This is a genomic window from Streptosporangium sp. NPDC004379 (assembly GCF_042873875.1).
GTDB lineage: Bacteria > Actinomycetota > Actinomycetes > Streptosporangiales > Streptosporangiaceae > Streptosporangium.
Map to the genome: position 1 here is coordinate 395,977 of NZ_JBIAMC010000004.1, position 26,487 is coordinate 422,463.

Sequence of the window (26,487 nt, forward strand, 5' to 3'; positions counted from 1 at the left end):
ACACGTATTAAGTGGACGTAACGGACTTACCGCATGTCTATCTCGGGGAGGAAGCATGTACGGCACCCACGCCCACCGGCCCACGGGAAGCCCGGAAGGAAGCGGGGTGACCGGCGCCCATCGTCACGGGGCCGGGGAGGCCAGGTGAAGGACGTTCACGAGCGACTCTACGCCGCGCTCCACGAAGAGCTCCCCGCCGCCTACGAGCTGCGAAGGGAACTGCACGCCGAGCCGTACGTCGCGGGCACCGAGGAGCCGACGCTCAAGCGGATGCTCGACGCGCTGCCCGAGGACGGCGTCCTGGAGCGGGTGGCCGGAACCGGCGCGATGCTCCGCATCGGCGACGGCGGCTCCGCCGTCGGGGTGCGCGGCGAACTGGACGCCCTGCCGATCACCGAGGAGACGGGCGTCCCCTGGGCCTCGCGCAACGGCGCCATGCACGCCTGCGGCCACGACGTCCACCTCGCCGCGCTGGCCGCTCTGACCAGGGCCGTCGACCGCGTCCGGCCGGACACCCCGATGGTCGCGGTCCTGCAGCCCCGCGAGGAGACCCATCCCTCGGGAGCGCTCGACATCGTCAAGTCCGGCGCGCTCGCCCGGCACCGGATCGGCGCGATGATCGCCGCGCACGTCCAGCCGGTGCTCGACGCCGGTCAGACGGCCTGCACGTCCGGTGCGGTCAACGCCTCCGCCGACGAGTTCACCCTCACCGTGCGGGGCCGCGGGGCCCACGCCGCCTACCCCCAGCTCGGCCGGGACCCGGTCCTGGCGCTGTCGCAGATCGTCGTGGCCGCGCAGCAGCTCGTCAGCCGGGACGCCGACCCCATGGTGCCGACCGTCATCACCTTCGGGACGGTGAGCGCAGGCACCGCCCCCAACGCCATCCCCGGCCGGGCCGTCGCGAGGGGGACGCTCCGCGCGATGTCGGAGACCTGGCGCTGGCGGCTGCAGGACCGGTTCCGCGAGATCGCCGAGGGGATCGCCCGCGCCCACGGCTGCGAGGCGGAGGTGTGGATCGCGCTGGGTGAGCCGCCGCTGGTCAACGACGAACTCCTGGCCGGCGAGACGGCCCGGCTGCTCGCCGAAGCCGCCTGGCACACGCCCGCCACCCTGCGCTCCTGCGGGGCCGACGACTTCGCCCACTTCGCGTCGGCCGTACCGTCGCTGATGCTCTTCGTGGGCACCGACACGGAGTCGGGGCTGCACACCCCGACGTTCCTACCGGGGGACGAGACGGTCAGGGCGGTGGCCGAGAGCCTGCTGGCCGCCTACCTCGCCGCGGCCCGCGTCGTCGCCGGCGGCGGGAAACGGTCCGCACGGAAGTGACCGCGCCGCCGAAGGCCGGCGGACGACCGCGGCGGTCGCGGGGCCGCCCGGACGTGGCCGCCGTGGGCCCGCGCGGACACGACGGCCGCGGGACCGCCCGGACGTGGCCGCCGTGGGCCCGCCAGGCCGCGACGGCCGTGGGCCCCGCGCCGCGACGGCCGAGGCCGTCAGCCCAGCCTGAACGTGCTCGCGAACGTGTTGATGTACGAGGTGGCGCCGGACCGCTCCGCCGGGGTGGAGAACCAGAACATCCCGGCGCCGCCGCCGTCGCGGACCAGGCACCGGGCGTAGAAACGGACCTGCTTCGGCGACCCCTTGCGGGTGAAACGGAACTCCAGCTCGGCGCCCTTCCCTCCGGGGAAGGCGACCGGGCCCTTGTGTAACTCCCGGTAGGAGCCGCGCTTCATCAGCAGCGGCTTCAGCCCGTCGCGCAGCTCGGCGAGGATGCGCTCCGGAGAGCGTTTCTCCTTCTTCCCGGGATCGGCCAAGACACCCAGGAGCCGGACGGAGGGGCTCTTGCTCTTACCGGACGTCCAGCCCACCTGGCCATTCCGTACCTCCCGGCGCCAGCCCTCGGGGACGGCTAGGGAGAAGTGGCGCCTGCCGTCCCGGTAGAGGCGGAAACCCGGCGGCGGTGTGGCCGGTGCGGCGGGCTCCCCGGTGGACCCTGGACTCGGGCTCCCCGACGGACCGGTCGTCCCGTTCGGGCCGGGACTCGCGGCGGGAGCGGCGGTCCCGCCCGGACCCGGTCCGGGCGTGCGGTTCGCCACGGTCGCCGGAGTCCGGCCGACGGCCGGACCGGACGTCGGAACGGTGGACATCGCCGACCCCTCGGCGACGGTGGACGTCCGGCCGGTGCTCTCGCCGGGGGCGACGGCCTGGGCCGCCACGACCACCGCGATCGTCACCATGGCCGCCAGCAGGGCGGCACCCGTCGCCACGGCCGCCCGGGCGCGCAGCCCGGCGGTCCCGGCCGCCGCCGACATCAGGGAGCGCCGCCGCGCCGTGTCCCCGGTGAGCAGGGCGTGCGACCACGCCGCCACCGCCCGCGCCCCCGGCAGCGGCGCGCGCAGCCGTTCCGGCGCGGTCGCCGTCAGCGCCCGGACGTATCCCGTGCCCGCCGCCGCGGTCTTCCGCGCCCGCGATCCCGCCCCGGCCGCCCAGGAGCTCCACCTCGGGGTGGTGGTCCGCCCCCGAGGCTCCGTGTCGCTCAGGTCCCGCGGCCCCGCCTCGCTCCGGTCCCGTGGGTCCGTGGCACCCGGGATCCATGAGTCGGCGGCGCCCGGGTCCTGCGGCTTCACGGTGTTCGAATCGTGGGGCTCGGCGGTGCCCGGGTACCGGGACCCGGCGGCGCCGGGGATCCGCGACTCCGCGTCGGCCCGCCGGGCGGCCGATCCCGGCCCGTCCGCCGCGTACCGCCGGGCCGCCGCCCGCTCGCCCGGCCGCGGGCTCGGCGTGCCCGCCCACGAGTCCTGTTCGCCCGCCTGCGTGGCCGGGATGTCGGCCGCCGCCGGGCTCCGGCCGGGGCCCGCCGTACGGTCCCGGCCTTCTGCGCGGCCGGGGCCGGTCGCCGGGGACGGGGCGGCCGCGCCGGTCGCGCCGGTCGCGGCGACCGGCGCGAGGAGCGCGAGCGCCTCGGCCGCGGTCAGCCGTTCGGCCGGGTCCTTGCGGAGCAGCCCCTCGATGACCGGACGAAGCCGGTCCGCGTGCTCGGCCGGGTCCGGGAGCCCGTTGATGATCGACGCGATCGTGGCGGCCGTGCTTCCCCGGGCGAACGGCTTGCGGCCCTCCACCGCCTCGTACAGCGTCACGCCCACCGCCCACAGGTCGGTGGCGGCGGAGGCGGGAAGGCCCGCGAAGCGCTCGGGCGCGAGATAGGGGATCGTGCCGACGAGCCGGCCGGTGCCGGTCAGGTCGGTGTGGTCGTCGTCGGCGGCCGCCGAGATCCCGAAGTCGGTCAGCACGGCCTGACCGTCCCCCAGGAGGATGTTGGCGGGCTTGACGTCACGGTGCACGATCCCCGCCGCCTCGGCCGCGATCAGCGCGGCGATCACCTGCCGTCCGACCACGGCGACCTCGGCCTCGGGCAGCCGCCGCCGGGCCCGGATCGCGCCGGACAGGGTCGACCCCTCGACCAGGGCCATGATGATCCACGGACGGTCGTCCTCCTCGACGACGTCGTAGACGGTCACGATGCCGGGATGGTCGCGCAGCGCGGCGGCCGTACGAGCCTCCCGGAGGGTGCGCCGCAGCCGCTCCTCGCGGTCCTGCTCGGACAGGTGGGCGGGCAGCGAGACCTCCTTGACCGCCACGCTCTGGTGCAGCAGCTCGTCCCTGGCCCGCCAGACGACGCCCATTCCGCCCGCGCCGAGCGGGGACAGCAGCCGGTAGCGGCCGGCCAGCAGGCGCGAACCGCCCTCCGGCACGCCGGGACCGCCCAGCACGCCGGGACCGCCCAGCGCGCCGGGACCGCCCAGCGCGCCGGGACCGCCCAGCGCGCCGGTGGCGTCCGGCATCCCCGGACCGCCCGGCAGGCCGGGACCACTCAGCGCGCCGGGACCGCCCAGCGCGCCGGTGGCGTCCGGCTCGTGGGAGCCGGTCGGCGCGCCGGGGCCGCCCGGCACATGGGAGCCGTCCGGCGCGTGAGAGGGGCCGCTCGTTTCGCCGTGTCCGATCCGCATTCCGGTCCCCTGCCCGATCTAAGCCTCTTCTCCCTCATCCGTGGCGCATATCCCCGGCGCACCGGCGGACGGATCACTGGGAAGCTGACGGTATGCGCATCGACCTGCACACCCACTCCACCGCCAGCGACGGCACCGACTCCCCGGCGGAGCTGACGGCCGCGGCCGCCGCGGCCGGGCTGGACGTGGTGGCGATCACCGACCACGACACCACGGCCGGATGGGAGGCCGCCGTGGCCGCGCTGCCCGCCGGACTGACGCTGGTGCGCGGCGCCGAGCTGTCGGGACGGTGGTACGGCACGGAGCCGACGATGGGACTGCACCTGCTGGCCTACCTGTTCGATCCCGCGTACGAGCCGCTGACCGCGGAACTGGCCAGGGTGCGGCGCTCCCGGGAACGGCGGGCCGAGAGGACCGTCGAACTGCTGAACGCCGACGGCATCGACGTGACCGTCCCCGAGGTGCGCGGGTACGCGGCGGGCGGCACGATCGGCCGCCCCCACCTGGCGCGGGCCCTCGTCCGGCGCCGCCTGGTCGGGAACGTGAACGAGGCGTTCCGGCCGGAGTGGCTGGGCCGCCGCTACCGCCTGCCCAAGGACGACATCGACGTGTTCACCGCGATCCGGCTGGTGCGCGAGGCCGGCGGGGTGTCCGTGCTGGCGCATCCGAAGGCGGAGGTCCGGGGCCACGCCCTGCCCGACGCGCTCATCGCGGACCTCGCCGGAGCGGGCCTGTGGGGCGTCGAAGCCGACCACACCGACCACACCGAGGCCGACCGGGCCCGCGTCCGCGCCCTCGCCGGGGACCTGGGCCTGCGGGTCACCGGCTCCAGCGACTACCACGGCACCAACAAGACCGTACGGCTCGGCGCGTTCACCACCGACCCGTCCGTCTACCGGGAGATGGCCGACGCCGCGACCGGCGCCGCCCCCGTCATCGGGGCATGAGTCGCGCCGGGGCGTGAGCCGCGCCGGCGTCTACGGCTGAACCGGGAAGAGCCACGTCATCGCGACGACGCTCTTGTCGGCGTACGCCTCCTGCCCGGGCTCCAGGCCGTAGGCCAGATCCTCCAGGGCTCCGCACCTGGCGTAGAAGACGGCCCGTTCGCGCAGGGACGCGGGCTCCGCGCCGCCGCGGTAACCGCCGACGGCCGCGTCGAGGGCGGAGGGACCGAGGTCGCGGTACAGCAGGCCGAAGTCGTAGGCCGGATCGGTGATCGCCGCGTCGCCCCAGTCGATGACCCCGGTCACCCGCCCGGTGGCGGGATCGACGAGGACGTGCTCGACGCCCAGGTCGTTGTGAGAGAACACCGGCTCCCACCCGCCCGCCGGCGGTGGCGCGGCGAGGAACTCCTCCACGGCGGGCCGGTGCGCCGCCGGAACCCGCCTGGATACCGTCTCGTATGTCTCCGCGGCCTCCCGCAGCCACTCCTCCGGCGGGAAGTCGTCCCGCTCCACCAGACCCGCCAGCCGCTCGGCCGGTACGGTGTGCAACGCGGTGAGCAGCCCGCCGAGCGCCGCCGCGACCGACGGGCCGTACGCCTCCCGCGCCGGGCCGGGCAGGCGCAGCAGGGGCAGACCCGGCAGCTTGGCATAGGCCAGGCAGCCTCGGCCGGGATCGGTGAACATCGGCTCGGGGACGGGCAGCGGTGACATCTCCGCGACGGCGGCGAGCAGGCGGGACTCGTGCTCCACCCGCGCGGCCCGTTCGGCCGGGTCGTCCTGGAGGCCGAAGCGGACGATCAGCTCGCCGTCCACCTCGTAGGCGACGTTGTCCTGGCCCGCGCCGCTCCGCACGACCGTGCCGGCGCGATGGCCGGGCAGGTGCGCGGCGACCACGGCGCGGACATCGTCGACGTGGTGGTCGTTCCGTCCGCCCATCGTGACACCGTGCCTTTCGCAGGGGTCTTCCATGAGCGGAGCGACGCGCTCGGCCTCATGGCGCCCGAGACCGGGCGGAGGCTGGGAGACTACCGCGAGCCGAGCGGGTGCCGCCATCGGGCGCCGGGGCCGTCCTCCGCGGCTGAAGACGCGCTCCGGGAGATCCCGCCGCGCGCCCGGCGACGCGGTCAGTACCCCGCGTCGGGGTCGATCACGCCCTCCAGGGGCCGGCCCGCCAGCAGGTTGCGCACGTTGCGTTCGACCCGTTCGCCGAGCACCCGGGTGGTGTAGTCGGCGGAGTCGGCGCTGTGCGAGGTGATGAGCACCCGGGGGTCGTCCCACAGCGGATGCCCCTCGGGCAGCGGCTCGGGGTCCGTCACGTCCAGCCCGGCGGCGGAGATCGTCCCGGAACGGAGGGCCTCGACCAGCGCGCCGGTCCGGATGTGCTCGCCCCTGGCGACGTTGACCACGACGGCGTGCGGCGGCAGCAGCGCCAGTTCGGCGGCGTCGACGACGTACCGGGTCTCGGGCGTCAGGGCGAGGGCGAGCACCAGGACCTCGGTGTCGCCGAGCACGTCGTGCAGGGCCGAGGCCGGCAGCGTCTCCTCGGCGCCCTCGACCTCGTCCGGCCGGCGGCGGAGCACCCGGACCCGGCAGCCGAACGGCGCGAGCAGGCGGACCAGCTCCGCGGCGATGCCCCCGCCGCCGAGGATCGTCACCCGGCGGCCGTGCAGGGAACGCGGGTCCGTCGAGCACCAGCGGGGCGTGCGGGCCTGCCGTACGACGCTGCGCAGACAGGCCAGCGTCAGCAGCAGGGCGTGCTCGGCGACCTGCCCGGCGAACGACCCCTTGGCGCAGGTGAAGGTCTGCGGCCGGCGGAAGATCCCGGCCTCGGCGAACTTCTCGACACCCGCCCAGGGGAACTGCACCCACCCGATCCCGGGATTGCCGTCCAGCAGCCGCGCGAGCCCGTCCGGGTCGCCCGGCGTCAGCCACACGAGCCCGTTGGCCTCGGCGGGCGGGACGTTGGAGCCGCCTCCGGCGGTCACGGCCTCGGCGACCCGGGCGCGCAGGAGGTCGAGGGCGGGGGAGTTGGCGCGGTCGCCGTCCCCGTCCGCCTCCGGACCGGGCGGCGGCGCCGTCGCGATGCGGGCTTCTTCCATAGGGGGACATTCTTCCGCGTCCCGCCCGCCGGACGGCCTCCGGGGGCGGCCCGGACGGTCACGCGTGGACGGGTTCGCGGTCGTTCTCGGCTAGCTGGAACCACACCACCCGTCCGGCCGGGTCGTCGCGCCAGCCCCACGAGGTGGACAGCTCCCGCACCAGCCACAGCCCCCGCCCACCGCCGCAGTCGGTCCGGACGTCCGACCTGAGCTCGGGGGCGGTGCCCGGCGACCCCTCGTCGACCACGTCGATGAGGATCGTCCCGTCCCGGTTCATGATGATCACTGTGATCGTCCCGCCGGGCTGACGGCCCGAGTCGGAGTGCCGCACGGCGTTGCTCACCAGCTCGGTGACGAGGAGGAGGGCGTCGTCCGTACGAGGATGGCCCGCGGCCTCCAGGAGGTCGCGGACGTACCGCCGGGCCTGCGGAACGGACGCGGCGTCTCCTGGTAGTGAGATGTGCCCCAGCAGCTCGGATCCCTTCACGAGATCACCGTCCCCGCAATGAGCCGGGTCATGTCTTCCAGACGGCTGTGCTTATGGCGACGCTGTTCTCATGGCGACGCTGCGCGTCGCGGCTCGGGGGCTGGTGACCGGTGTCTTCTGTTCTCATGGCGACGCTGCGCGTCGCGGCTCGGGGGCTGGTGACCGGTGTCTTCCCTCGTCACTCCGTCGCTTCGCTCCTGCGTTCCTCAGTCCAGACACCGGCGCCCCCTCGCGGGTCCAGACACCGGCGCCCCCTCGCGGGTCCCGACCACCGGCGTCCCCGAGCGGGTCCGGACACCGGTGGCCCGAGGGGGGTCCGGTCGGCGGCACCCCTCCGGGGCGGGGGTATTACGGTTTATTCAAGAATCTTGTCAAAGTAGGATCGGGTGTATGAGACAGGTGAGCGGTGACGCGTCCGTTCTGAGAAGGCTCAACTCCGACGCGATCCTGCGCATCCTGCGCGGACGGGAGCTCGCCACGCTGACGGAGCTGGCCGCCGCCGCCGGTGTCTCCAGGCCCACGGCCGAGGGGATCGTCGAGGACCTGCTGGCCGACGGCTGGGCCGAGGAGTGCGGCGAGGACGAGCGCGCCGACCGTCAGCGCGGCCGTCCGGCCCGGCGCTTCAGGTTCCGGGCCTCCTCCGGGCACGTGGCCGGCGTTCACATCGACAGTTCCAGCCTCCAGGTCATGGTCTGCGACCTGGGCGGGGAGGGCAGGGCGGTGCGCAGGCAGCCGCTTCCCGCCGACACCCCGGCGGCCGACCGGCTGTCCGCCGTCGCCGAGCTGGTCCGGCTGGCCGCCGCCGACGCCGGGCTCGCCGTCGCCGAGCTGGCGGTCGTGGGCGTGGGCACCACCGGTGTCGTCGACGGTGAGGGCCGCGTGGTCAAGAGCATCGTGCTGCCCGGCTGGACCGGGCTGCACCTGCACGCCGAGCTGTCCGCGCGGATCCCCGCGCCGGTGGTGGTCGAGAACGACATGCGCCTGGCCGTCATGGCCGAGCACTGGCGCGGGGCCGCCCGGGGCTGCGACGACGTGGTCTACCTCTTCGCCGGTGACCGGATCGGCATGGGCCTGCTCATCGGCGGCCGGGTGCACCGGGGCGCCCACGCCGCCTCGGGCGAGATCGGCTCCCAGCCCAACGACAACTGGTCGGCCTTCCGCCACGTGATGGACTACTCGATGGCGGTGGAGCCCGGCGAGCTGCGGGGCGGCCGGCAGAGCGCGGAGTTCGCCGTCGGCAGGGCGCGGGCGGGCGACGAGAAGGCACGCCTGGCGGTCGGCGAGTTCGGGCGCGCCCTGGCGGCCGGGCTGATCACCGTGGTCAACCCGCTCGATCCGGAGATGGTGATCATCGGAGGCGGCCTCTCCTCCGCGGGCGACCTGCTGGTGGAGCCGATCCAGGAGTCGCTGGACGAGCACTGCCTGTACCCGCCGCGGGCCGTCGTCTCCGGGCTCGGCGGCGAGTGCATCGTCCTGGGCGCCGTACGGCTGGCACTCGACCACGCCGAGCGGCTGCTCTTTACGCTCCCCGATTGAATATTCCCTCCCGGGCCGCGGCGGTCCGTCCGTGACATCGCGCCCTGGGATCGGGCGTGCCCCAGAGCAGTTCAGGCATGCCTGGAGGCGGCCGGTCCGCCGTAACCCTTGGGTCACGGCCGGATCGCCGCCGCGCATCGATTGCTCATTTCTGCGCTATTTACTCTAGTTACTTGCATAAATGAGCGCTAGCCTCCAGGGACTTCGTTCCGACCCTGGAGGTGAGACGTGGTCGCATCCACGGCGGCCCCCGCGGCGGAGGTCCAGGTGGCCGCCCGCCCCCGACGCCGGACCCTCCGCGATCGGCTGAGACGTGACTGGACGCTGCTGCTCCTGTGCCTGCCGGGCGTGCTGTACTTCGTCGTCTTCTTCTACGTCCCCCTGCTCGGGAACGTGATCGCGTTCAAGGACTACGCGCCGTTCCTGGGGATCGACGGGAGCCCGTGGGTGGGGCTGGAGAACTTCGTGACGCTCCTGGAGGAGCCGGAGTTCTGGACCGCGGTGGGCAACACCCTGCAGATCACCGCGCTCCAGCTCGTCCTCTACTTCCCCGCCCCGATCGCGCTGGCGCTGCTGCTGAACTCGCTGGTCGGCGACCGGGTCAAACGCCTCGTCCAGACCGTCGTCTACCTGCCGCACTTCCTGTCGTGGGTGGTCGTGGTCGCGATGTTCCAGCAGGTCATCGGTGGCGCCGGCACCATCACCACGTTCCTGGCCGCGCACGACGTCACCATCGGCAACCTGATGGCCGACCCGGGGCTGTTCAAGCTCATGGCCACCGCGCAGGTGATCTGGAAGGACACCGGCTGGGGGACCATCATCTTCCTCGCCGCCATCACCGCGATCGACACGAGCCAGTACGAGGCCGCCGCGATCGACGGGGCCGACTGGAAACGCCGGCTGTGGCACGTGACGCTGCCCGGAATCCGGCCAGTGATCATCATGCTGCTGATCCTGCGGCTGGGCGACATCCTGTCGGTCGGCTTCGAGCAGATGGTGCTCCAGCGTGACGCCGTCGGGGCCGAGGCGTCCGAGGTGATCGACACCTACATCTACTACCACGGCGTCATCAACGGCGACTGGGGGATGAGCACCGCCGCCGGCCTGATGAAGGGCCTCATCGGCGCCGCCCTGATCTACGCCGCGAACAGGCTCGCCCATCGCTTCGGAGAACAGGGGATCTACCGATGAGACCGCCGCGGACGCGACGCCCGGCAGCCGCGGGCCGCGCACAGAGGTTCACGAGGCCGCCGTGGATGGAGCGCCCGACCGTCGCGGGCCGCACGCTGAAGACCGCCGCGCTGACCGTGATCGTGCTGGCCGTGCTGTACCCGTTCGGCCTGGCCGTGGGCACCAGCCTCACCGGGCGCGCGGAGAGCGTCGCCAACGGCGGCGGCTACGTGCTCCTCCCGTCCCACCCGACGCTGGAGGCGTACCGGCTGGTGCTTTCCGGCGGCGCGGTGACCCGCGCCGTGCTGACCAGCGTCGGCATCACCCTCAGTGGCACCGCGCTGAGCCTGCTCTGCACGGTCTTCCTCGGCTACGCGCTGTCGCGCCGGGGCATGCTCGGCGGCAGACCGATCCTCGTGATGGTGCTGGCCACCTTCCTGTTCACCCCCGGCATGATCCCGACCTACCTGATGGTCAAAGAGCTCGGCATGCTGAACACCTACCAGTCGGTGATCGTGCCGGTCCTGGTGAACGCCTTCAACGTGGTCGTGGTCCGCGCCTTCTTCCAGGGGCTGCCCGACGAGCTGTTCGAGGCGGCCCGCATGGACGGCGCCGGCGAGTGGCGCATGATGTGGCGGATCGCGATCCCGCTGTCCAAGGCGGTGATCGCGGTGGTCGGCCTCTTCTACGCCGTCGGCTACTGGAACAGCTGGTTCAGCGCGCTCCTCTACATCGACGACCACGACAGGCACCCGATCCAGCTCGTCCTGCGCCAGTACATCTTCCGCGGCGGGGCCGCGCAGGGCACCGACGTGGCGATCGTCCGTGACCTGCCCACCGCCTCGGTCCAGATGGCCGTGCTCGTCATCGCCCTGGTGCCGATCCTCCTCGCCTACCCCTTCCTGCAGAAGTACTTCACCAAGGGCGTCCTCACCGGCGCCATCAAGGGCTGAGAACCACCCCCCAGGAGAGACCCATGTCCATGAGCATGTCCCGCCGCGGTTTCCTCGGACTCGCGCTCGCCGGCGCCACGGCCGCCGGGCTCGCCGCCTGCGGAGGCGAGGGCGGCGGCGCCGCCGGAGCCGCAAAGGGCGGCGCCGACCTGTCCAGGAAGCTCCGGCTTCCCACCTACACCCCCGCGCAGATCCCCACCCCCGACCTGCCGATCGACGCCGGCCAGGACCCGTCGTACCTGAAGTACCCCGAGAAGCTCGTCAGGTCGGTCCCGGCGCCGCCCGGCGACGGCAGCCGCATCACCTCCCTCACCCAGACCTGGGACGTGGCGCCGCCCGGCGCCGACAAGAGCGCCTACCTGCAAGAACTCGGCAAGCGCCTCAACGCCCAGTGGGACATGAACATCGTGGTCGGTGAGGGCTACCCCGACAAGTTCAACGCCGTCATCGCCAGCGACGACCTGCCCGACCTGGTGTGGTTCCCGCCGAACCAGGGCCTGCAGCGCGTGCCCGAGCTGCTGGAGGCCAAGTTCCACGACCTCACCCCGCACCTCGCCGGCGACGCGATCAAGAAGTACCCGAACCTGGCGAACCTGGGGGACGTCGCCTGGAAGTCGGCCGTCACCAACGGCAAGATCTTCGGTGTGGCCGTCTCCTACAGCCGCTTCGGCCAGGTCTACCTGGTCAACCAGGACTTCTGGCGGCCGGTCGGCGGCATCGGCTTCACCGGCGCCGACGACTTCTTCCAGAAGTCCGTCCAGCTCCTGGACGCCAAGCGGAACAAGTACGTGCTCGAACCCTCCTACGTCAACCACGTCCACATGTTCAGCCAGTGGTACGGCGCGCCGAACACCTGGCGGCTGACGGGGGGCAAACTGGTCCACCAGTACGAGACGCCCGAATACCAGGCGGCCCTGGAGTTCGCCGTCAAGTGCTTCAAGGCCCGCCTCTTCTGGCCCGACGCCACGCTCGCCACCACCAAGGAGAAGGTGGCCAACGGCCAGCTCGGCGCCTACGTCGAGTCCTTCCCCGGCTTCTACAACGACGCGCGGACGCAGAAATACGAGCTGGGGGCCATCGTCCCCTTCGCCGCCACCCCGGACGCCAAGCCCGTCTACAACGCGGGCCTCGGCTCGGTCGGCTTCACCGCCATCAGCAAGAAGGTCGATCCCAAGCGGATCGAGATGCTTCTCAACGTGCTGAACTTCATGGCCGCGCCGTTCGGCACCGAGGAGAACCAGCTCGTCAACTACGGCGTCGAGGGCGTCCACTTCACCCGGAAGGACGGCGAGCTGACCTTCACCGACCGGGGCGCCGCCGAGGTCCCGGCCACCCAGCAGCCGATCTCGTTCGTCGTCGGCTCACCCGCCGCGATCTACCTGCCCGGCAAGCCGGAGGGGACCCGGCTCATCCACGACTTCGAGACGAAGGTCGCGCCCCTGCTCCAGGAGCGCGTCACCACCGGCCACTTCTCCGACACCTTCACCACCAAGGGCGGCGAGCTGTCCACCATGGGCTCGGACATGGTGGTCGACGTCGTCACCGGCCGCAAGCCGCTCTCCGAGTGGCAGGGGTTCGTGAAGAAGTGGATGGACCGCGGCGGCGCCGCGATGAGGGCCGAGTACGAGGCGTCCATCGCCAAGGGCTGACGCCCCGCCGTACCACCCGCCCCGCCGTACGGCCTGCGGAGCCGTACGGCCCAGGGACGCTCCGCCGTACGACCTGAGAGGCCGTACGACCTGAGAAGGGATGAGAAGTGGAAGACCTGCGCATCGGAGTCATCGGCCTCGGCCTGCGGACCAGCCTGGCGCTCTCGGCCCACCGGCCGGGCCGGGGGTCGGTGGTCGCGGCGCTGTGCGACTCCGATCCTGCGGTGCTCAAACGGCAGTCCGCGCGGTTCGACGCCGACGTCCTCACCGAGGACTACCGCGAACTGCTCGGCCGCCCCGACCTCGACGCGGTCATCGTCATGACCCCCGACGACACCCACGAGCGCGTCGCGATCGACTGCCTGCGCGCCGGAAAGGCCGTCTACCTGGAAAAACCCCTGCACATCACCGTGGAGGGCTGCGACGAAATCCTGCGCACCGCCAGGGAGACCGGCACCCGCCTCTACGTGGGGCACAACATGCGGCACATGGGCGTGGTGCGGACCATGCGCGACATCATCCGCAAGGGCGTCATCGGCGAGCCGAAGACCGTCTGGGTGCGCCACTTCGTCTCCTACGGCGGCGACTACTACTTCAAGGACTGGCACGCCGACCGCACCCGCACCACGGGCCTGCTCCTGCAGAAGGCCGCCCACGACCTCGACGTCGTCCACTGGCTGGCCGGCGGCTACACCACGCGCGTCAACGCCTTCGGCGACCTGATGCTCTACGGCGACCTGCCGCGCCGCGCGCCCGGCACCCCCCGGCCGGAGAACTGGCTCAAGGAGTTCGAGTGGCCGCCCGCCCGGCGCGGCGGCCTCAACCACGTCGTGGACGTCGAGGACGTCTCGGTGATGAACATGCGCCTGGACAACGGCGTCATCGCCGCCTACCAGCAGTGTCACTTCAGCCCCGACTACGTGCGCAACTACACGGTCATCGGCACCGAGGGGCGGCTGGAGAACTTCGGCGACGGACCCGGCGACACGGTCAAGGTCTGGAACACCGGGCCGAGCGGCTACCGCGACGACTGCGACATCGCCTACCGGGTGCCCGCGGCGGTCGGCTCGCACGGCGGCGCCGACACCGGGATCATCGCGGAGTTCAACCGGTTCGTGCGCGAGGGCGGGGCCACCGACACCTCACCGGTGTCGGCCCGGATGAGCGTCGCCGCCGGGTACATGGCCACGATGTCGCTGCGCGACGGCGGCACGCCGTACGACGTGCCGCCGCTGGACCCGGAACTGGCCGCCTACTTCGAGCGCGGCCAGCGATGACCCGTTACCACCTGCGCTACCAGGTCCTCCCCGGACGCGACCCCGGCCCGCTGGCGGACTTCTGCGCCGCGCACGGGGTGGAGGAGGTCGTGCTGATGACCGGCGCGGAGGAACTGCACGCCGGGCACCCCGCCGGCGGCGGCGAGGACCTGTGGTTCGAGACGGTCCGCACGGCCCGGGACGCCCTGTCCGCCCGGGGCGTCTCCGTCAGCCTCAACCCGTGGGTCACCGTCGGCCACGCCGACCGCGGGCGGATCCAGGACCTCGGCTTCGCGCCGCTGGTCTCACCCGCGGGCGAGACGTCCACGGCCGCCGCGTCGCTCGCCTGCCCCGTCTGGCGCGACTGGCTGGCGGCGCACTACGGGCGCTTCGCCGGCATCGGCTTCCGCGTCATGTGGCTGGAGGACGACTTCCGCTTCCACAACCACGCACCGCTGACCTGGGGCGGCGGGTTCGAACCCGGGATGCTGGCGCGTTTCCACCGCCTCGCCGGGGCGGAGCCCACCCGCGAGGAGCTCGTCGCCGCGATCACCGCGCCCGGTGAGCCGCACCCGTGGCGGGCGCTGCTCCAGCGGACCTGGCGCGAGGCGCAGGTCGAGGTCGTCACCCTGGTACGGCGGGCCGTCGCCGGCCGGGCGCGGCTCGGCCTGATGAGCTCGGGCCTCGGCGTCGCCTCGGCCGAGGGCAGGTCGTGGGGCGCGCTCTTCGACCTGGTGGAGGCGCACCGCCCGCACTTCGCCCCGTACGGCGACGCCCCCGGCCGGCGGCTCGCCTACTCCGTCGCGATGCTGGAACTGCAACGGCCGTCACGCCCCGCCGGCGTCGAGGTGGCGCCCGAGGTGGAGAACTGGACCCACACCGAGTGGAGCAAGTCCGACACCCAGACGTGGTCGGAGATGGTGACCGCCCACCTGTCGGGCGCGGACGCGCTGCTGCTCGACGTGTTCCCGTTCGTCACCGGCGACCCCGGCCGTTACCCCCGGGTCGGGCGGATGCTCACCCGGTCCCGCCCGGCGCTGGACGCCACGGTCACCGGTGAGCCGGAGACCCTCGGCGTCGGAGTCCCGTGGTGGGAGGACACCGCCGCCCGCGTCCACGGCGACGGAACGCTCGGCGGCCTCGTGGCGGACCCGCTGCGGGCCGCGGAGTACCTGCTCCCGTACGGCATCCCGATCCGGGCGGGCGTCGCACCGGTCACCGCGGTGTTCGGCGCGACGGCCTGGGCGGTGCCGGACCCGGCGGAGCTGCTGCGCGGCGGGGTGCTGCTGGACGGCGCCGCCGCGGCGATCCTCACCGAACGCGGATACGGCGAACTGCTCGGGGCGTCGGTGTCCGAGGTCGTCGCCCGCGAGACGACGTCGCCGCGGCCGTACGCCGTGGAGCGCGTCCGGGACGGCGGCGCGCTGCTCAGCGTCAACGTCCAGGCGGCGGTGGCGCGGCTGACGGCCGCGCGGGACGCCGAGGTGTGGACGGACGTGCTCACCCCGCGCGGCGAACACTGGGGCGCGGGACGGGTGGCGCACGTCAACGCCCTCGGCGGGCGCGTCCTCACCATGGCGGCGTGCGCGCCGGAGCGGCTGGGCCGGTGCGACGACGGGCTGCGCCTGGCGCAGGCGGCGGTCCGCTGGCTCGGCGGGTCACCGGCGGTCACGGGCGGAGCGGACGGCGGACGGTCATCGGCGTCGGACGGCGGGTCGCCGCCGGCCCCGGGCGGACCGGACGGCGCATGGTCGCCGGCGTCGGACGGCGGGTCGCCGATGGTCTCGGGCGGGCCGTACCTGATGCCGCAGTACGCGCGGGTGGGCGGCCACCGGCGGCTGGCCGTCGTCAACGGCTCGGCCGACCCCGCCGTGCCCGTCGTCACCGGCTTCCCCGCGGGTGAGGGGCTCCGCGCCACCCTGCTGGAACCGCTCACCGAGCCGCGGGAGGTCCCGGTGCGGCGGGACGGCGACCGGGTGACGGTCGACGCGGAGGTGCCACACCGCGGCTACCTGATTTTGGAAAGCTAGGGGAACTCGAAGCGGGGGGCGGAGGGGGTCAGGACCGCGCTCTGCGATGTGATTCCCCACACGCGGTGCAGTTCGCCGGTGACCACGGACACCAGTTCCGGGATGTCCGCGGACGCGGTGCCGTGCACGGCCTCCGTGACGATCAGCACGGTGGCCGTCGTGTCCCGGACGGCCGAGTGGCCGCTCTGCCGGTTGGTCCAGCGCCGGGCGTGCGACCGTCCCGCGGCGTCGGCGAAGATCACCTCGCCCGGGTCGGGGTGCTCCGTCTCCCCGGAGAAGGTCCGGTAGACCTCGTCGCCGTCCGCGTGCCGTACGTCGAGCCCCTTGGAGACCCGGGAGAGGTCGAGCGCCGCCACCGGGATCGCGAACGCCAGCGAGATCGCGTTGCACAGGTCGATCAGGGGGTGGATCCGCGGGAGCACCCCCTCCTTCCTGAAGCGCCGCAGCAGCGCCTCCGAGGCACACCGGTACTGGGTCGGCTTGAGCCCCATCCTGGAGAACGCCCGCCGCCAGGCCTGGATCTCGGGGAACCCGGTCTCCGGGCCGGCCGCGAGCCGGGACTCGGCGATCGCGGTGTACACCGCGATCCGGGACTCGGCGGAGACGTCCGCGGTGATCCCGGTGGCGAACACGGCGCCGGCCACGAGCTCCGGATGTTCCGCCCGGACCTCGGGCGAGTGCTGCAGATGCATGGGATGGACCTCTGTCGTGGATCGGGCTGACGGTCGGTGAGGGCGAGCCGGACGCCGAGCGCCACGAAGGAGACGGCGAAGACCCTCCCCGGCCACGTCGTCACCCGCGGCCGGGAGACGGCCCGGTCGCGCACCGAGGCGGCGAAGAGCCCGTAGACGGCGAAGACGGCGAAGGTGATCAGCATGAAGACCGCGCTCAGCTCCAGCGTCCGCGCCTGGCGGATCCCAGGCTCGCGAGTTCACCCTGCCGCCACATCGGTCCAACGGACAGGTCCAATGGCGTCGCGTCAGACAGGTCCATACGGTCCACCGCGCGTCCGGTGTCCGGTTCCGGGAGGCGGGACCGCGCCGTGACCGGAAACGCCTGGTTAGGGTGAAGCGATGGCGAACTCTGCGGCGAGGGAACACGGACGGGCGGAAGAAGGCGGCCGGGAGAGGCGGCTGCGCCGGTACTGGGACCGGCAGGCCGACTCCTACGACCGTCGGATGGCGTTCGCGGAACGCAGGTTCTTCGGTGACACCCGCCGCTGGCTGTGCGGGCAGGCGGCCGGCGACGTGCTGGAGGTGGCCGCGGGCACCGGCCTGAACCTTCCCCACTACCCGCCCGGCATCCGGCTGACCGGGGTGGAGTGGAGCGACCCCATGCTCGTGATCGCCCGCCGCCGGGCCCGTGACCTCGGCCTGGCGGCCGATCTGCGCCAGGGCGACGCGCGGGCGCTGGAGTTCCCCGACGCGCGCTTCGACACGGTCGTCTGCACGTTCTCGCTGTGCGCCATCCCCGACGAGGAGGCGGCGCTCGCCGAGATGGCCCGGGTCCTGCGGCCGGGCGGCCTGCTGCTCCTGGCCGACCACGTGGTCTCGACCTCCTGGCCGGTCCGGGTGCTGCAGACGCTGGCCGACGCCGTCTCCGTGCCGTTGCAGGGCGAGCACTACCGCCGCCGGCCGTTGCCGCGGGTGCGGGCGATGGGGTTCGGGATCGAGCGCCACGAACGCCTCACGCGCGGCGTCATCGAACGGTTCGCCGCCCGCAAGCCCTCCGCTCACGAACCCTCCGCTCATGAATCCTCCGCCCGCGAGCCCTCCGCCTGAGGCCGCGGTATCCGCCGGGCCGAGCCCGGAGAACCGGTCCCCACGGTGCGGGCCCCGGAAGTCGCCGCGGTCCCCGCGGCGCGGGGACCGGCGAGGACGGCCACGGGCGTGGGGGAGCGGAGCCCGTTTCACGGGCAGGCGGGATCAGCCGCCGCAGCCGGCGAACGACATCGTGTCGGACAGGACCTTGTAGGACTCCCGGACCCTGCTCTTCCCCGTGGCCGTGTCGATCCGCACGACGCGCACCCGGGTCGGCCGGATGCCGTTGACGTTCCCGCCGTACGTGACGAAGTGGGCGGTGACCTCCTCCGGACCCGTCCAGGCCAGTGTCTCGGGCGGGTTCTTGCCGACCGGCACCCGGGTCAGGACCCTGCCCGACGCGAGGTCGTGGACGACGACGTCCCACCGGCCGTGCTTCTCCTGCGCCGTCACCACGGTCGTGCCGTCCGCGGCGAGGCCGTAGGGGGCGTAGACGCCCTCGTCGACGTCCAGGGTCCGGCCGCGCAGCCGTTCCCCGGACGGCCCGAGGACGCGCAGGACCGTGTCGGTCGTCTCGCTGTGCGTCAGGAGTTCGTCGTCGTCGGCGCTGAACCCGAGGAGCACCCGGTTCCACGGCACGGTCCAGAGCAGCGCGCCATTCGCGGTGTCGTACACCCGGGAGTGCAGCTTCCGGGCCTCCGGCAGGACGACCGCCAGGCGGGCGCCGTCCTGGGACAGGATCAGCGTGACATCGTCCATCCCGACGCGGGCGGGCAGCACGCCGGCCATGGCGCGGACCTGCCCGCCGATCTCCCGGACGACCAGCCGGCCGTCGGACTTCCTGAAGTAGGCGACGTGCAGGCCGTCGCCGCTGACCTCGATCGGCGCGACGGAGTACTTCCGCGGCCTGCCCTTCCCGTCCACCGGCGTGGTGCGGGCGTCCGGCAGTTCCCGCCGCTCGCCGCCGTGGGTGACCAGGCGCCACCTCCCGCAGGGGTACCGCACCTCGTGCTTGTCGGTGCAGCCCCGCACCGAGGCGTACCGGATCGCCTCCGAGTGCGGTGCCGCGTCCGCGTGATGTCCAGCGTCCGCATGACGCGCGGTCCCGCCGTACGGTGCCGCGCCGGCGTGGAGTGCCGTCCCCGTCGGCGACACCGCCTTCGTCTGCGACGCCGGTGCCGCGTTCGCGGTCCCGATCCCCCCGAGCGCCGTGGCGGTCAGGATCGCCGCCGTGACCGCTGCGACCTTCGTTCTCATCGGACCTCCCGAGTCGATGAGTCCCCCGTGTGGACTTCACCCGGTTGGACCGCCGGATCCGGGGAGAAGTTCGATGGGATCGATCCCGGTTCAGGAGGATTTTCCCACGCTTCCCGCACCGGGGACGGCACGGACCGCCGTCACCCGCGGCCCGCCGGGACCGCCGGTTCCGGGGCGGAGGCCGCGGCACGCGGGCGCAGGGCCACGGCCAGGAACGGCACCAGCGCGATCACACCGATGATCACTCCGAACGCCGCCGGATAGGACAGGCCGTCGGCGATCCAGCCGGTGACGGCGGGGGCGAGCAACCCCGACAGGTACGTGATGGTCGCGACGCCCGCCACGCCGTCCCCCGGCGTCGGACCGATGTTGCCCGCCGTGACGAACACCAGCGGCACGATCACCGCGATTCCGAGCCCGAGCAGGGCGAACCCGGCGATGCCCGGGACGGGCGCGCGGGAGGCGACCACGATCACACCGCCGATCACGGCCACGGCGCCGCCTGCCCTGACGGTCGCCACCGCCCCGAAGCGCCGGACGAACCGGTCCCCGATGAGACGGGTGCCCGCCATGAAGAACATGAAGACCGTGTAGCCGGCGGCGGCGACGCCCGGCCCGGCATCGGTCACCTCGGTCAGGTAGAGAGCGGACCAGTTCGTGCTCGACCCCTCGGCGAAGGTGGCGCAGAACCCGAGCAGGCCGACGACCGCGATGGCCCGCGAGGGCAGGGCGAAGCGGCGCGGCGCCGGGGCGCCGGCGGAGGTGGTGTCGGCCAGCAGGCCGCGCCCGGCGACGGCGGCGAGGGCGACCAGTACGAGCGCGGTCACCCCGAGGTGCAGGCGGGCGTCGATCTCCGCCTGGGCGGCCAGGGTCCCGGCTCCGGCGGCGACCAGGCTGCCCACACTCCACATGCCGTGCAGCCCCGACATGATGGACCGCCCGAGGTGCCGCTCGACCACCACGGCGTGGGAGTTCATCACCACGTCGCTCATGCCGGCGGCCGCGCCGTACAGCAGGAACGTGGGGAACAGCCAGGCGGGCGCGGGCATGAGGGCGGGCAGAGCGAGGCCCGCGCACCACAGCGCGATCAGGAGGCGGGTGGCGACGGTCCCGCCGAGGCGGTGGGCCAGCCGGGCTGCCATCGGCATCCCCACGAAGGCCCCGATCGAGGGGCAGAACAGAACGAAGCCGAGGACGGCCGGGCTGAGGCCGAGGTGGTCCTGGATCCAGGGGACGCGGGTGGCCAGGCTGCCCGCGACGGCGCCGTGGAGGGCGAAGACGGCGGCGATGGCACGGTGGGGGCTCATGCCGGAGAATCTAACAGGCAGGCTTCCTGATGAAAAGATGAACAGGCAGGATCCCTGACTAATATGGCGGGATGAAGACCGCGACCCCGGCGACGGCCCGGGCGATCAACGATCGGCTCGTCCTCGATCTGCTGCTCGAACGCGGTCCGCTGACCGCCCCGCAGCTCCGCGAGCTCACCGGCCTGTCCAGGCCCACCGTGTCCGACCTGATCGAGCGGCTGCGGGACGGCGGCCTGATCGAGGTGGCCGGCGAGTGCGGTGAGAACCGGCGGGGACCGAACGCCCGGCTGTTCGGGATCGTGGCCGGCCGCGCCCACGTGGCCGGGGTGGACGTGCGGCGCACCGCGGTCGACGTGACGGTCGCGGACATCACCGGCCGGACGGTCGGCTCCGCCGTACGCGACTTTCCCTGGACCGGTCGCGGTTCCACTCCCTGCTTCGGAGGGGGCGCGGTCCCGGGCGGGCCCTCCGGTCCCCTGGGCTCCTCTGATCCCTCCGTCTCGTCCGGCACTTCCGGCACTTCCGGTACGGCGGGGCCGGACGAGGCCGGCGCCGCTTCCGCGTCCTCCGGCGCCGACGGGACGTCCGGCCTGTCCGCGCTCATCGAAAGCGTCGTCGCCGAGGCCGCCGCGGGCCGGGCCCTGGACGCCGTCGTGCTCGGCGCGCCCGGCCTCGTGGACCCGCGGCGCGGCGACCTGGTGGCCCCGAACGACGTACCGGGCTGGGAGCCCGGCCTGCTCCAGACGGTACGGCGTGGCCTGGGCGTCCCGGTGACGCTGGAGAACGAGGTCAACCTCGCCGCCGTCGCCGAGCACCGCACGGGAGCCGCCACCGGGCGCGACGACTTCGTGCTGCTCTGGCTCGACGAGGGCGTGGGCGCCGCGCTCGTGCTGGACGGCCGGATACGGCGTGGCGCGTCGGGCGGCGCGGGCGAGATCGGCATGCTACGGACGGACGGCGGGTTCTTCTGCGACCTCGTGGGGCCCGACGTCCTGCGCGGTCTCGACAGGGACGAGACGGCGGGGCGGATCGCCGCCTGCGCCGCCGCCCTCGTCACCATCCTCGACCCCGGTCTGGTCATCCTCGGCGGGAGCATCGGCCGCGAGGGCGGCGCCGGCCTCGCCGAGCCGGTCGCCGTGCGGCTGCGCGACCTGTCCCCGGCTCCGACGGAGGTCCGCGCGAGCACGGTGGCGGGCAACGCCGTCCTGCAGGGCGCGGTCCTGACCGCCCTGGACCTCACGCGCGACAGGGTCTTCGGCTGATCCCCGCCGCCGGCGGAAACCGGAACCGGAAACCGCCGGGAAAACGCCCCCGGCAGGGCAGGCGGAGCCTGACGGGCCCGGCGGAAAACGCTCATCGAGGTGACGGCGGGAACTGTGGCCGTTCCACCGGAAAACGTCCGTCAAGGCGGCGAGAGGGGTCGGGGCCGTGCGATCGGAAAACGCCCCGCCGACGGGGCGACGGAGGCCGGGACCGGCCGATTGCTGAGACGCCTCGGCGACGCGGCATGCGAACCTGTATTTTTCCGTCGTAAGGTTCTCCGGATTTATCCGACAAGTTGACGCCTTTCCTGGAGGCGGGGTTTTGGGCAGAGGAACCGTCATCGGCGGACGTTACGAGCTGGATCCCGCGTCCCGCCGTTCCGGCGGAATGGGGGAGGTCTGGTTCGGCTACGACAACCGCCTGGACCGGCGGATCGCCGTCAAATTCATCAAAACAGCTCGGTTTCCCGATGGCCGCCCAGACAAGGAACTGGCCCGGCGTTTCGTGCGCGAATCGCGAATTACGGCCAGACTGGAACATCCCGGCGTTCCCACCGTTTATGACTGCGGCCCGCATGGCGACGACCTCTACATGGTCATGCAGCTCATCAGGGGGATCCCGGTCTCGGCGCTGCTCGACGAGACCGCGATCCCCGTGGCCTGGGCCGCGGCGATCGCCGCGCAGGTGTGCTCCGTGCTGACCGTGGCCCACGCCGACGCGCTGGTGCACCGGGACCTCAAACCCGGGAACCTGATGCTCTGCCCCGACGGCACGGTCAAGGTCCTCGACTTCGGCATCGCCGCCGCCCTCGCCTCCGCCGGGGCGGACGCCGACGGGGGGATCCGCCTCACCGGGACGGGCGAGGTGCTCGGCACTCCCGCGTACATGGCGCCCGAGCAGGCCATGACCGGGGCCGTCAGCCCGCGGAGCGACCTGTACGCCCTCGGAGTGATCCTCGACGAGATGCTCGCCGGGGACAACCAGTTCGCGGCCCCCACGGCGCTGGCCACGATGCGCAACCACACCGACGTCCCGCCCAGGCCGCTGCGCGCCAGGCGGCCGGACGTCCCCGAGGAGCTGGAACGCCTCGTCCTGTGGCTGCTGGCCAAGGATCCGGACGACCGGCCGGACGCCGCGGACGTCGTCTACGACCGGCTGCTGGACTTCTGCCGCGAGCTGCCGCCCTTCCCCGGCTACGTCGACCTGGAAACGCCCCATCCGGCACGGATGTACGCCACGGTCGTGGGCCGCATCACCGCCCCGCCGCACGCCGAACGGGTCCCGCACGCCGAACGGGTCCCGCACGCCGACCGGGCCGCGCACACAGACCGGGCCCCGCAGGCCGAACAGACCCCGCAGGCCGAACGGATCCCCCAGGCCGGCCGGGCCGCGCACCCCGAACGGACCCCGCACTCCGGCCGGGCCCCGCACGCCGAACGGCAGCAGCACCGCGAACGGCGGGGCCTCGCCCACCCGGTGCGGCCGCGGTTCCGGTTCGCCGCCGGGTCGGTGCAGATCGGGCACGAGGACATCGAGCGGGCCCGCCGGGAGGCCGAGGCGCTCAAGGCGTCGTCCCGTTTCGGCCAGGCGGCCGACGCGCTGGCGGAGATGGTGGGCCCCGCGGCCGGGTCGTTCGGCCCGACCAGCTCCGAGGTCATCGGCCTGCGGATCGAGCTCGCCGAGCTCCTCTTCCTCGGCGGGGACTACCGCAGGGCGGCGCCGGAGTTCCGCAGGCTGGCCGCCGACGCCACCGCCGTGGAGGGGCCGGGCAGCAACCTCGCCCTGCGCTGCCGGCTGATGGAGGCGAACTGCCACGCGGCCGTGGGCGAGACCGACCTCGCGTTGTCCGATCTCCGCCGGCTCCTCGACGACGAGAGGCGGCTCGGCGCCGAGGAGGACCGCATCCTCGAACTCCGCTGCCAGATCGGCCTGGTGGAACTCGGCGCGGGCCGTACGGCGCGGGCCGGGCACACGCTCGGCCGCCTGCTGCCCGACCTGGAACGCAGGTACGGCCCGCACCACGCCAACGCCAGGAAGGTTCGCGCCATCCTCGCGAACCTCGGCGACCGCTGACACGGAGCCGATGAAGATCGGCGTTCCCGGAGCGGCTCGCCGCAACCCGGCGTCCCGCCCATCCCATCCGTCCTCCTTTTCCGTCCCCTCACCCCCCAGAGAAGTACTCGTGCACCGCTTCCGTCCCGGTCACCGCGACCGTTCCAGCGGCACCTCCTCCGAAGGCGCCGGCCCCTCCCACGACGCGGGCCCCTCCCACGATGCCGGTGCTTCCCGGGACGCCGTCCCCTTCGGGGGCGCCGAGGTCCCCGGCGGTGAGCCCGTCGGGGGCGGCGAGGTCCCCGGCCGCCGGTACCGCTTCGGGCGGCTCGCCGTGCTCGCCGCCGCCGGCTACGCCGTCGCGGCCGTCGTCTCCGTCATCGTCGCCGCGATCACGGGCGAGGGCGGCGCCGCCTGGTGGCTGGTGACCCACGAGACCTTCATGGAGCCGCCCGCATCCCCGGGATGGTTCTGGCTGCCGCTGCTCCTTCCCGGCGTGCTCCAGGGGTGGATGCTCTGGCAGATCCTCCGCGGCCGAGCGGCCGGGCCGTTCCGGGCGCCGGACGGAGACGTCCGCCGGCTGCGGGCGGTCCTCTACGCCGACCTGGTCTGGTACCTGGTCGCGTGGCTGACGCCGCTCCCGTCACCGTTGACGGGTGTGGTCCACGGGTTCATGGCGCTCGCCCTCGCGGTGCTGTTCCATCGGGTGCTGACCGGCGCCTCCCCGCTGCTCCGCCGTACCGCGCTCGTGGCCGGGCTGGCCGCCGGGATCTCCTCGATCGGCCAGGAGACGGCCGGCCTGCTCGACCTCCTCGCCGTGGAACGGCTCTTCGACGTCGCCGGGCTGGGCGGGCTGCTCTCGTCCCTCTGGATGGTGCTGGTCCTGGCGGCCCAGGCCGGGGACGGCCGGTGGGGCCGGGTCACCGTGTGGTCGGGGGTCGGCGCCCTGTTGCTGCCCCTCGCCCTCACGGCCCGGTTCTTCGGTGACTTCACCGGGGCCGGCGAGTTCGTCGGGTTCGGCGGCTTCGCCCTGCCCGGCGACCCCGGCCTCCTGCTGCTCCACGGCGTCACCGCTGTCCTCCAACTCTTCGGTCCGGTGTGGCTGGCCCGGTCCGCCCACGACCTCGGCGACCCGCGCGCGCGGGCCGTGCCGTATGGGGAGCGGCCGCGTCCGGTCCGGGCTCCGCTCGGACCGTGGCCGCTCGCGGCCGCCACGGTCGCGCTGCCGGTGGTCCCCGTGGCCCTCAACCTCGCGTACGGCCTGCCGTTCTGGATCGGGCCGAGGGGAATGATCGAGTACGTCCTCCCGGTCCTCCCGGTGCGTCTCATGACCGTGAGCCCGTCCCCGCTCTGGCCGGGCCTCGACCTTCTCGCCGGGCCCGTCGGCCTCACCGCGGCGGCGCTGGTCGCGGTGGTGCGCAGGACTCGCGGTTGGGCGCGGTGGACGGCGGGCGCGTTGCTGCTCAACGCCGCGGTGGGGGTGATCGTCGCGTTCGGCGCCCCGGCGGGCCTGCCGGGAGACGCGATCCGGGACACCGTCGGTGTGGCGGGTGAGGGGCCGGACTTCGTGTCCGAGGGCCTGCGGGTCTACCCCGACTGGACGTTCACCGCCGAAGCGGGCGCCGACGGGCCGTTCCGCGCCTTCTCACCGCTGTGGGGTGGCGCCGCACTCACCGTCTCCGCGCTCATCCTGCTGCTCCGGTACGGCGGCCGCCCCGCGCGCCCGCCGTACCGGACGGCGTAGACCGTTCAGCGGGCCGCCGTCGCCGCGAGTGCGTGGTCCCAGAGGCGGTCCGCGGCGACCGGGTCCATCGACCAGTCCGCGACGCCCGCCGTCGTGCCCGCGCCGCCCGGCACCCGTTCGGCCTCCTGGTTGTCGGAGGAGAAGTACCGGCCCGTCACGCCGTCCAGCAGCGGGGACGCGGCGAGCAGCACCGAGGTGGCCGCGCCCTGCTCGGGGGACTTGTAGTAGTCGGGGGTCAGCAGGTTCCCCTCGTCGTCCATCGCGCCGAGCGCCCGCATGGCGTCCGCGTCGAGGTGCCGCTGCAGGTTGGTGTGGATGTAGCCGGGTTCGAGGGCGTTCGCGGTGATGCCGTCGGCGGCCCAGCGACGGGCGATTCCGACCGCGAGCAACACGTCGGCCGTCTTGGACTGCGCGTACGCGACCCACGGGTCGTACGGACGACGCTCGAAGTGCGGGTCGTCGAAGTCGAACGGCGCGCCCAGCTGGGCGCCGGAGCTCACCATGACGACCCGGGCTCCGGCGGCCCGTCGCAGGTTCTCGTACAGGCCGGTGATCAGCGCGAAGTGCCCGAGGAAGTTCGTCGCCAGCTGCAGTTCCCAGCCGTTGGCGGCGACCCGGCGGGTGGGCAGCGCCATGATCCCGGCGTTCGCCACGATCGCGTGGACCGGCCCGGTCCAGCCGGCCGTGAACGTGCGGACCGAGTCGAGGTCGCTCAGGTCCAGGGGCCGCTGCCCGTCGCCGGGGTCGCGGGTCGCGACGGTGACCTCGGCCCCCGCGTCCCGCAGTGCCCGGACGGTCTCCAGGCCGATCCCGGATGCGCCGCCGGTGACGATGATCCGCCGCCCGGTGAGGTCCACGCCGGCGAGGACTTCGGCGGCCGTGGTCCTGGCGTTGAACGGAGTGGTGATGCGTGTCATGACCACAACGGTAGGAACCGGGCGTTGGACGTGGGATGGTTCAGGGTCCACCATGG

20 protein-coding genes are annotated in these 26,487 nt (G+C 73.5%); 12 read left to right on the top strand and 8 right to left on the bottom strand.

The window, feature by feature from the left end; genetic code table 11:
* Positions 1-144 precede the first annotated feature (144 nt).
* Positions 145-1,326: a M20 family metallopeptidase gene (locus ACFYSC_RS11755; RefSeq protein WP_389960080.1), complete on the top strand. Its 1,182-nt coding sequence runs from the start codon at positions 145-147 to the stop codon at positions 1,324-1,326.
* A 167-nt stretch (positions 1,327-1,493) separates the two neighbouring features.
* Here the strand turns inward: ACFYSC_RS11755 and ACFYSC_RS11760 are convergent, their stop codons facing one another.
* Complete coding sequence (locus ACFYSC_RS11760; RefSeq protein WP_389960083.1) at positions 1,494-4,007, bottom strand: protein kinase; 2,514 nt, start codon at positions 4,005-4,007, stop codon at positions 1,494-1,496.
* Positions 4,008-4,099: 92 nt separating this feature from the next.
* On the opposite strand from ACFYSC_RS11760, the gene ACFYSC_RS11765 reads away from it, so the two are divergent.
* Positions 4,100-4,954, top strand: a complete 855-nt coding sequence (locus tag ACFYSC_RS11765; protein WP_389960086.1) for a PHP domain-containing protein — start codon at positions 4,100-4,102, stop codon at positions 4,952-4,954.
* A 30-nt stretch (positions 4,955-4,984) separates the two neighbouring features.
* Here ACFYSC_RS11765 and ACFYSC_RS11770 read toward each other — a convergent pair whose 3' ends face one another.
* The 3 genes from ACFYSC_RS11770 to ACFYSC_RS11780 all read right to left on the bottom strand — a co-directional run bounded on the left by ACFYSC_RS11770 (position 4,985) and on the right by ACFYSC_RS11780 (position 7,537).
* Positions 4,985-5,887, bottom strand: a complete 903-nt coding sequence (locus ACFYSC_RS11770; protein ID WP_389960089.1) for a phosphotransferase family protein — start codon at positions 5,885-5,887, stop codon at positions 4,985-4,987.
* Between the two features lie 188 nt (positions 5,888-6,075).
* Positions 6,076-7,050: a D-isomer specific 2-hydroxyacid dehydrogenase family protein gene (locus ACFYSC_RS11775; protein WP_389960092.1), complete on the bottom strand. Its 975-nt coding sequence runs from the start codon at positions 7,048-7,050 to the stop codon at positions 6,076-6,078.
* A 58-nt stretch (positions 7,051-7,108) separates the two neighbouring features.
* Positions 7,109-7,537, bottom strand: a complete 429-nt coding sequence (locus ACFYSC_RS11780; protein ID WP_389960095.1) for an ATP-binding protein — start codon at positions 7,535-7,537, stop codon at positions 7,109-7,111.
* A gap of 390 nt (positions 7,538-7,927) precedes the next feature.
* Between ACFYSC_RS11780 and ACFYSC_RS11785 the strand changes: the two genes are divergently transcribed.
* From ACFYSC_RS11785 to ACFYSC_RS11810, 6 genes are all read left to right on the top strand, one after another.
* Positions 7,928-9,073 carry an ROK family protein gene (locus tag ACFYSC_RS11785; RefSeq protein ID WP_389960097.1) on the top strand — a complete coding sequence of 382 codons (1,146 nt, stop codon included), beginning with the start codon at positions 7,928-7,930 and terminating at the stop codon, positions 9,071-9,073.
* Between the two features lie 228 nt (positions 9,074-9,301).
* Complete coding sequence (locus ACFYSC_RS11790; protein ID WP_389960100.1) at positions 9,302-10,264, top strand: ABC transporter permease; 963 nt, start codon at positions 9,302-9,304, stop codon at positions 10,262-10,264.
* Between the two features lie 65 nt (positions 10,265-10,329).
* Entirely contained in the window at positions 10,330-11,196 is an 867-nt protein-coding gene (locus tag ACFYSC_RS11795) for a carbohydrate ABC transporter permease (protein WP_389960102.1), read from the top strand.
* 23 nt (positions 11,197-11,219) lie between these two features.
* The gene (locus ACFYSC_RS11800) at positions 11,220-12,845 is read left to right on the top strand and encodes a hypothetical protein (RefSeq protein WP_389960104.1); all 1,626 of its coding nucleotides are present in this window, start codon (positions 11,220-11,222) and stop codon (positions 12,843-12,845) included.
* 107 nt (positions 12,846-12,952) lie between these two features.
* On the top strand, positions 12,953-14,122 hold the full coding sequence (locus ACFYSC_RS11805) for a Gfo/Idh/MocA family protein (RefSeq protein WP_389960106.1): 1,170 nt from the start codon (positions 12,953-12,955) through the stop codon (positions 14,120-14,122).
* The gene (locus tag ACFYSC_RS11810; RefSeq protein WP_389960108.1) at positions 14,119-16,131 is read left to right on the top strand and encodes a hypothetical protein; all 2,013 of its coding nucleotides are present in this window, start codon (positions 14,119-14,121) and stop codon (positions 16,129-16,131) included. Before ACFYSC_RS11805 ends, ACFYSC_RS11810 begins: the two co-directional genes overlap by 4 nt.
* Here ACFYSC_RS11810 and ACFYSC_RS11815 read toward each other — a convergent pair.
* Positions 16,128-16,823: a B3/4 domain-containing protein gene (locus tag ACFYSC_RS11815; RefSeq protein ID WP_389960110.1), complete on the bottom strand. Its 696-nt coding sequence runs from the start codon at positions 16,821-16,823 to the stop codon at positions 16,128-16,130. The genes ACFYSC_RS11810 and ACFYSC_RS11815 overlap by 4 nt on opposite strands.
* A 381-nt stretch (positions 16,824-17,204) precedes the next feature.
* Here ACFYSC_RS11815 and ACFYSC_RS11820 point away from each other — a divergent pair, with 381 nt between their 5' ends.
* Positions 17,205-17,912, top strand: a complete 708-nt coding sequence (locus ACFYSC_RS11820) for a class I SAM-dependent methyltransferase (RefSeq protein ID WP_389960112.1) — start codon at positions 17,205-17,207, stop codon at positions 17,910-17,912.
* Positions 17,913-18,056: 144 nt separating this feature from the next.
* On the opposite strand, the gene ACFYSC_RS11825 is transcribed toward ACFYSC_RS11820, so the two are convergent.
* The gene (locus ACFYSC_RS11825) at positions 18,057-19,148 is read right to left on the bottom strand and encodes a YncE family protein (protein WP_389960114.1); all 1,092 of its coding nucleotides are present in this window, start codon (positions 19,146-19,148) and stop codon (positions 18,057-18,059) included.
* Positions 19,149-19,288: 140 nt separating this feature from the next.
* Positions 19,289-20,455 (bottom strand): MFS transporter, encoded by a 1,167-nt coding sequence (locus ACFYSC_RS11830; RefSeq protein WP_389960116.1) that lies wholly within the window; start codon positions 20,453-20,455, stop codon positions 19,289-19,291.
* Between the two features lie 71 nt (positions 20,456-20,526).
* On the opposite strand from ACFYSC_RS11830, the gene ACFYSC_RS11835 reads away from it, so the two are divergent.
* The 3 genes from ACFYSC_RS11835 (at position 20,527) to ACFYSC_RS11845 (ending at position 25,514) form a co-directional block, all read left to right on the top strand.
* Positions 20,527-21,717 (top strand): ROK family protein, encoded by a 1,191-nt coding sequence (locus ACFYSC_RS11835; RefSeq protein WP_389960118.1) that lies wholly within the window; start codon positions 20,527-20,529, stop codon positions 21,715-21,717.
* Positions 21,718-22,039: 322 nt separating this feature from the next.
* A complete protein-coding gene (locus ACFYSC_RS11840; RefSeq protein WP_389960120.1) occupies positions 22,040-23,791 on the top strand; it encodes a protein kinase in 1,752 nt (583 codons plus the stop codon).
* A gap of 109 nt (positions 23,792-23,900) precedes the next feature.
* A complete protein-coding gene (locus tag ACFYSC_RS11845; RefSeq protein ID WP_389960122.1) occupies positions 23,901-25,514 on the top strand; it encodes a hypothetical protein in 1,614 nt (537 codons plus the stop codon).
* Between the two features lie 5 nt (positions 25,515-25,519).
* On the opposite strand, the gene ACFYSC_RS11850 is transcribed toward ACFYSC_RS11845, so the two are convergent.
* Positions 25,520-26,431 carry an SDR family NAD(P)-dependent oxidoreductase gene (locus tag ACFYSC_RS11850; RefSeq protein ID WP_389960124.1) on the bottom strand — a complete coding sequence of 304 codons (912 nt, stop codon included), beginning with the start codon at positions 26,429-26,431 and terminating at the stop codon, positions 25,520-25,522.
* Between the last annotated feature and the right edge of the window lie 56 nt (positions 26,432-26,487).

Excerpts from the sequence above, each read along its gene's own strand:
- ACFYSC_RS11760 (WP_389960083.1), bottom strand. The coding sequence starts at position 4,007 with ATGCGGATCGGACACGGCGAAACGAGCGGCCCCTCTCACGCGCCGGAC.
- ACFYSC_RS11765 (WP_389960086.1), top strand. The coding sequence starts at position 4,100 with ATGCGCATCGACCTGCACACCCACTCCACCGCCAGCGACGGCACCGAC.
- ACFYSC_RS11770 (WP_389960089.1), bottom strand. The coding sequence starts at position 5,887 with ATGGGCGGACGGAACGACCACCACGTCGACGATGTCCGCGCCGTGGTC.
- ACFYSC_RS11775 (WP_389960092.1), bottom strand. The coding sequence starts at position 7,050 with ATGGAAGAAGCCCGCATCGCGACGGCGCCGCCGCCCGGTCCGGAGGCG.
- ACFYSC_RS11785 (WP_389960097.1), top strand. The coding sequence starts at position 7,928 with ATGAGACAGGTGAGCGGTGACGCGTCCGTTCTGAGAAGGCTCAACTCC.
- ACFYSC_RS11795 (WP_389960102.1), top strand. The coding sequence starts at position 10,330 with ATGGAGCGCCCGACCGTCGCGGGCCGCACGCTGAAGACCGCCGCGCTG.
- ACFYSC_RS11800 (WP_389960104.1), top strand. The coding sequence starts at position 11,220 with ATGTCCATGAGCATGTCCCGCCGCGGTTTCCTCGGACTCGCGCTCGCC.
- ACFYSC_RS11810 (WP_389960108.1), top strand. The coding sequence starts at position 14,119 with ATGACCCGTTACCACCTGCGCTACCAGGTCCTCCCCGGACGCGACCCC.
- ACFYSC_RS11815 (WP_389960110.1), bottom strand. The coding sequence starts at position 16,823 with ATGCATCTGCAGCACTCGCCCGAGGTCCGGGCGGAACATCCGGAGCTC.
- ACFYSC_RS11820 (WP_389960112.1), top strand. The coding sequence starts at position 17,205 with ATGGCGAACTCTGCGGCGAGGGAACACGGACGGGCGGAAGAAGGCGGC.
- ACFYSC_RS11825 (WP_389960114.1), bottom strand. The coding sequence starts at position 19,148 with ATGAGAACGAAGGTCGCAGCGGTCACGGCGGCGATCCTGACCGCCACG.
- ACFYSC_RS11830 (WP_389960116.1), bottom strand. The coding sequence starts at position 20,455 with ATGAGCCCCCACCGTGCCATCGCCGCCGTCTTCGCCCTCCACGGCGCC.
- ACFYSC_RS11835 (WP_389960118.1), top strand. The coding sequence starts at position 20,527 with ATGAAGACCGCGACCCCGGCGACGGCCCGGGCGATCAACGATCGGCTC.
- ACFYSC_RS11850 (WP_389960124.1), bottom strand. The coding sequence starts at position 26,431 with ATGACACGCATCACCACTCCGTTCAACGCCAGGACCACGGCCGCCGAA.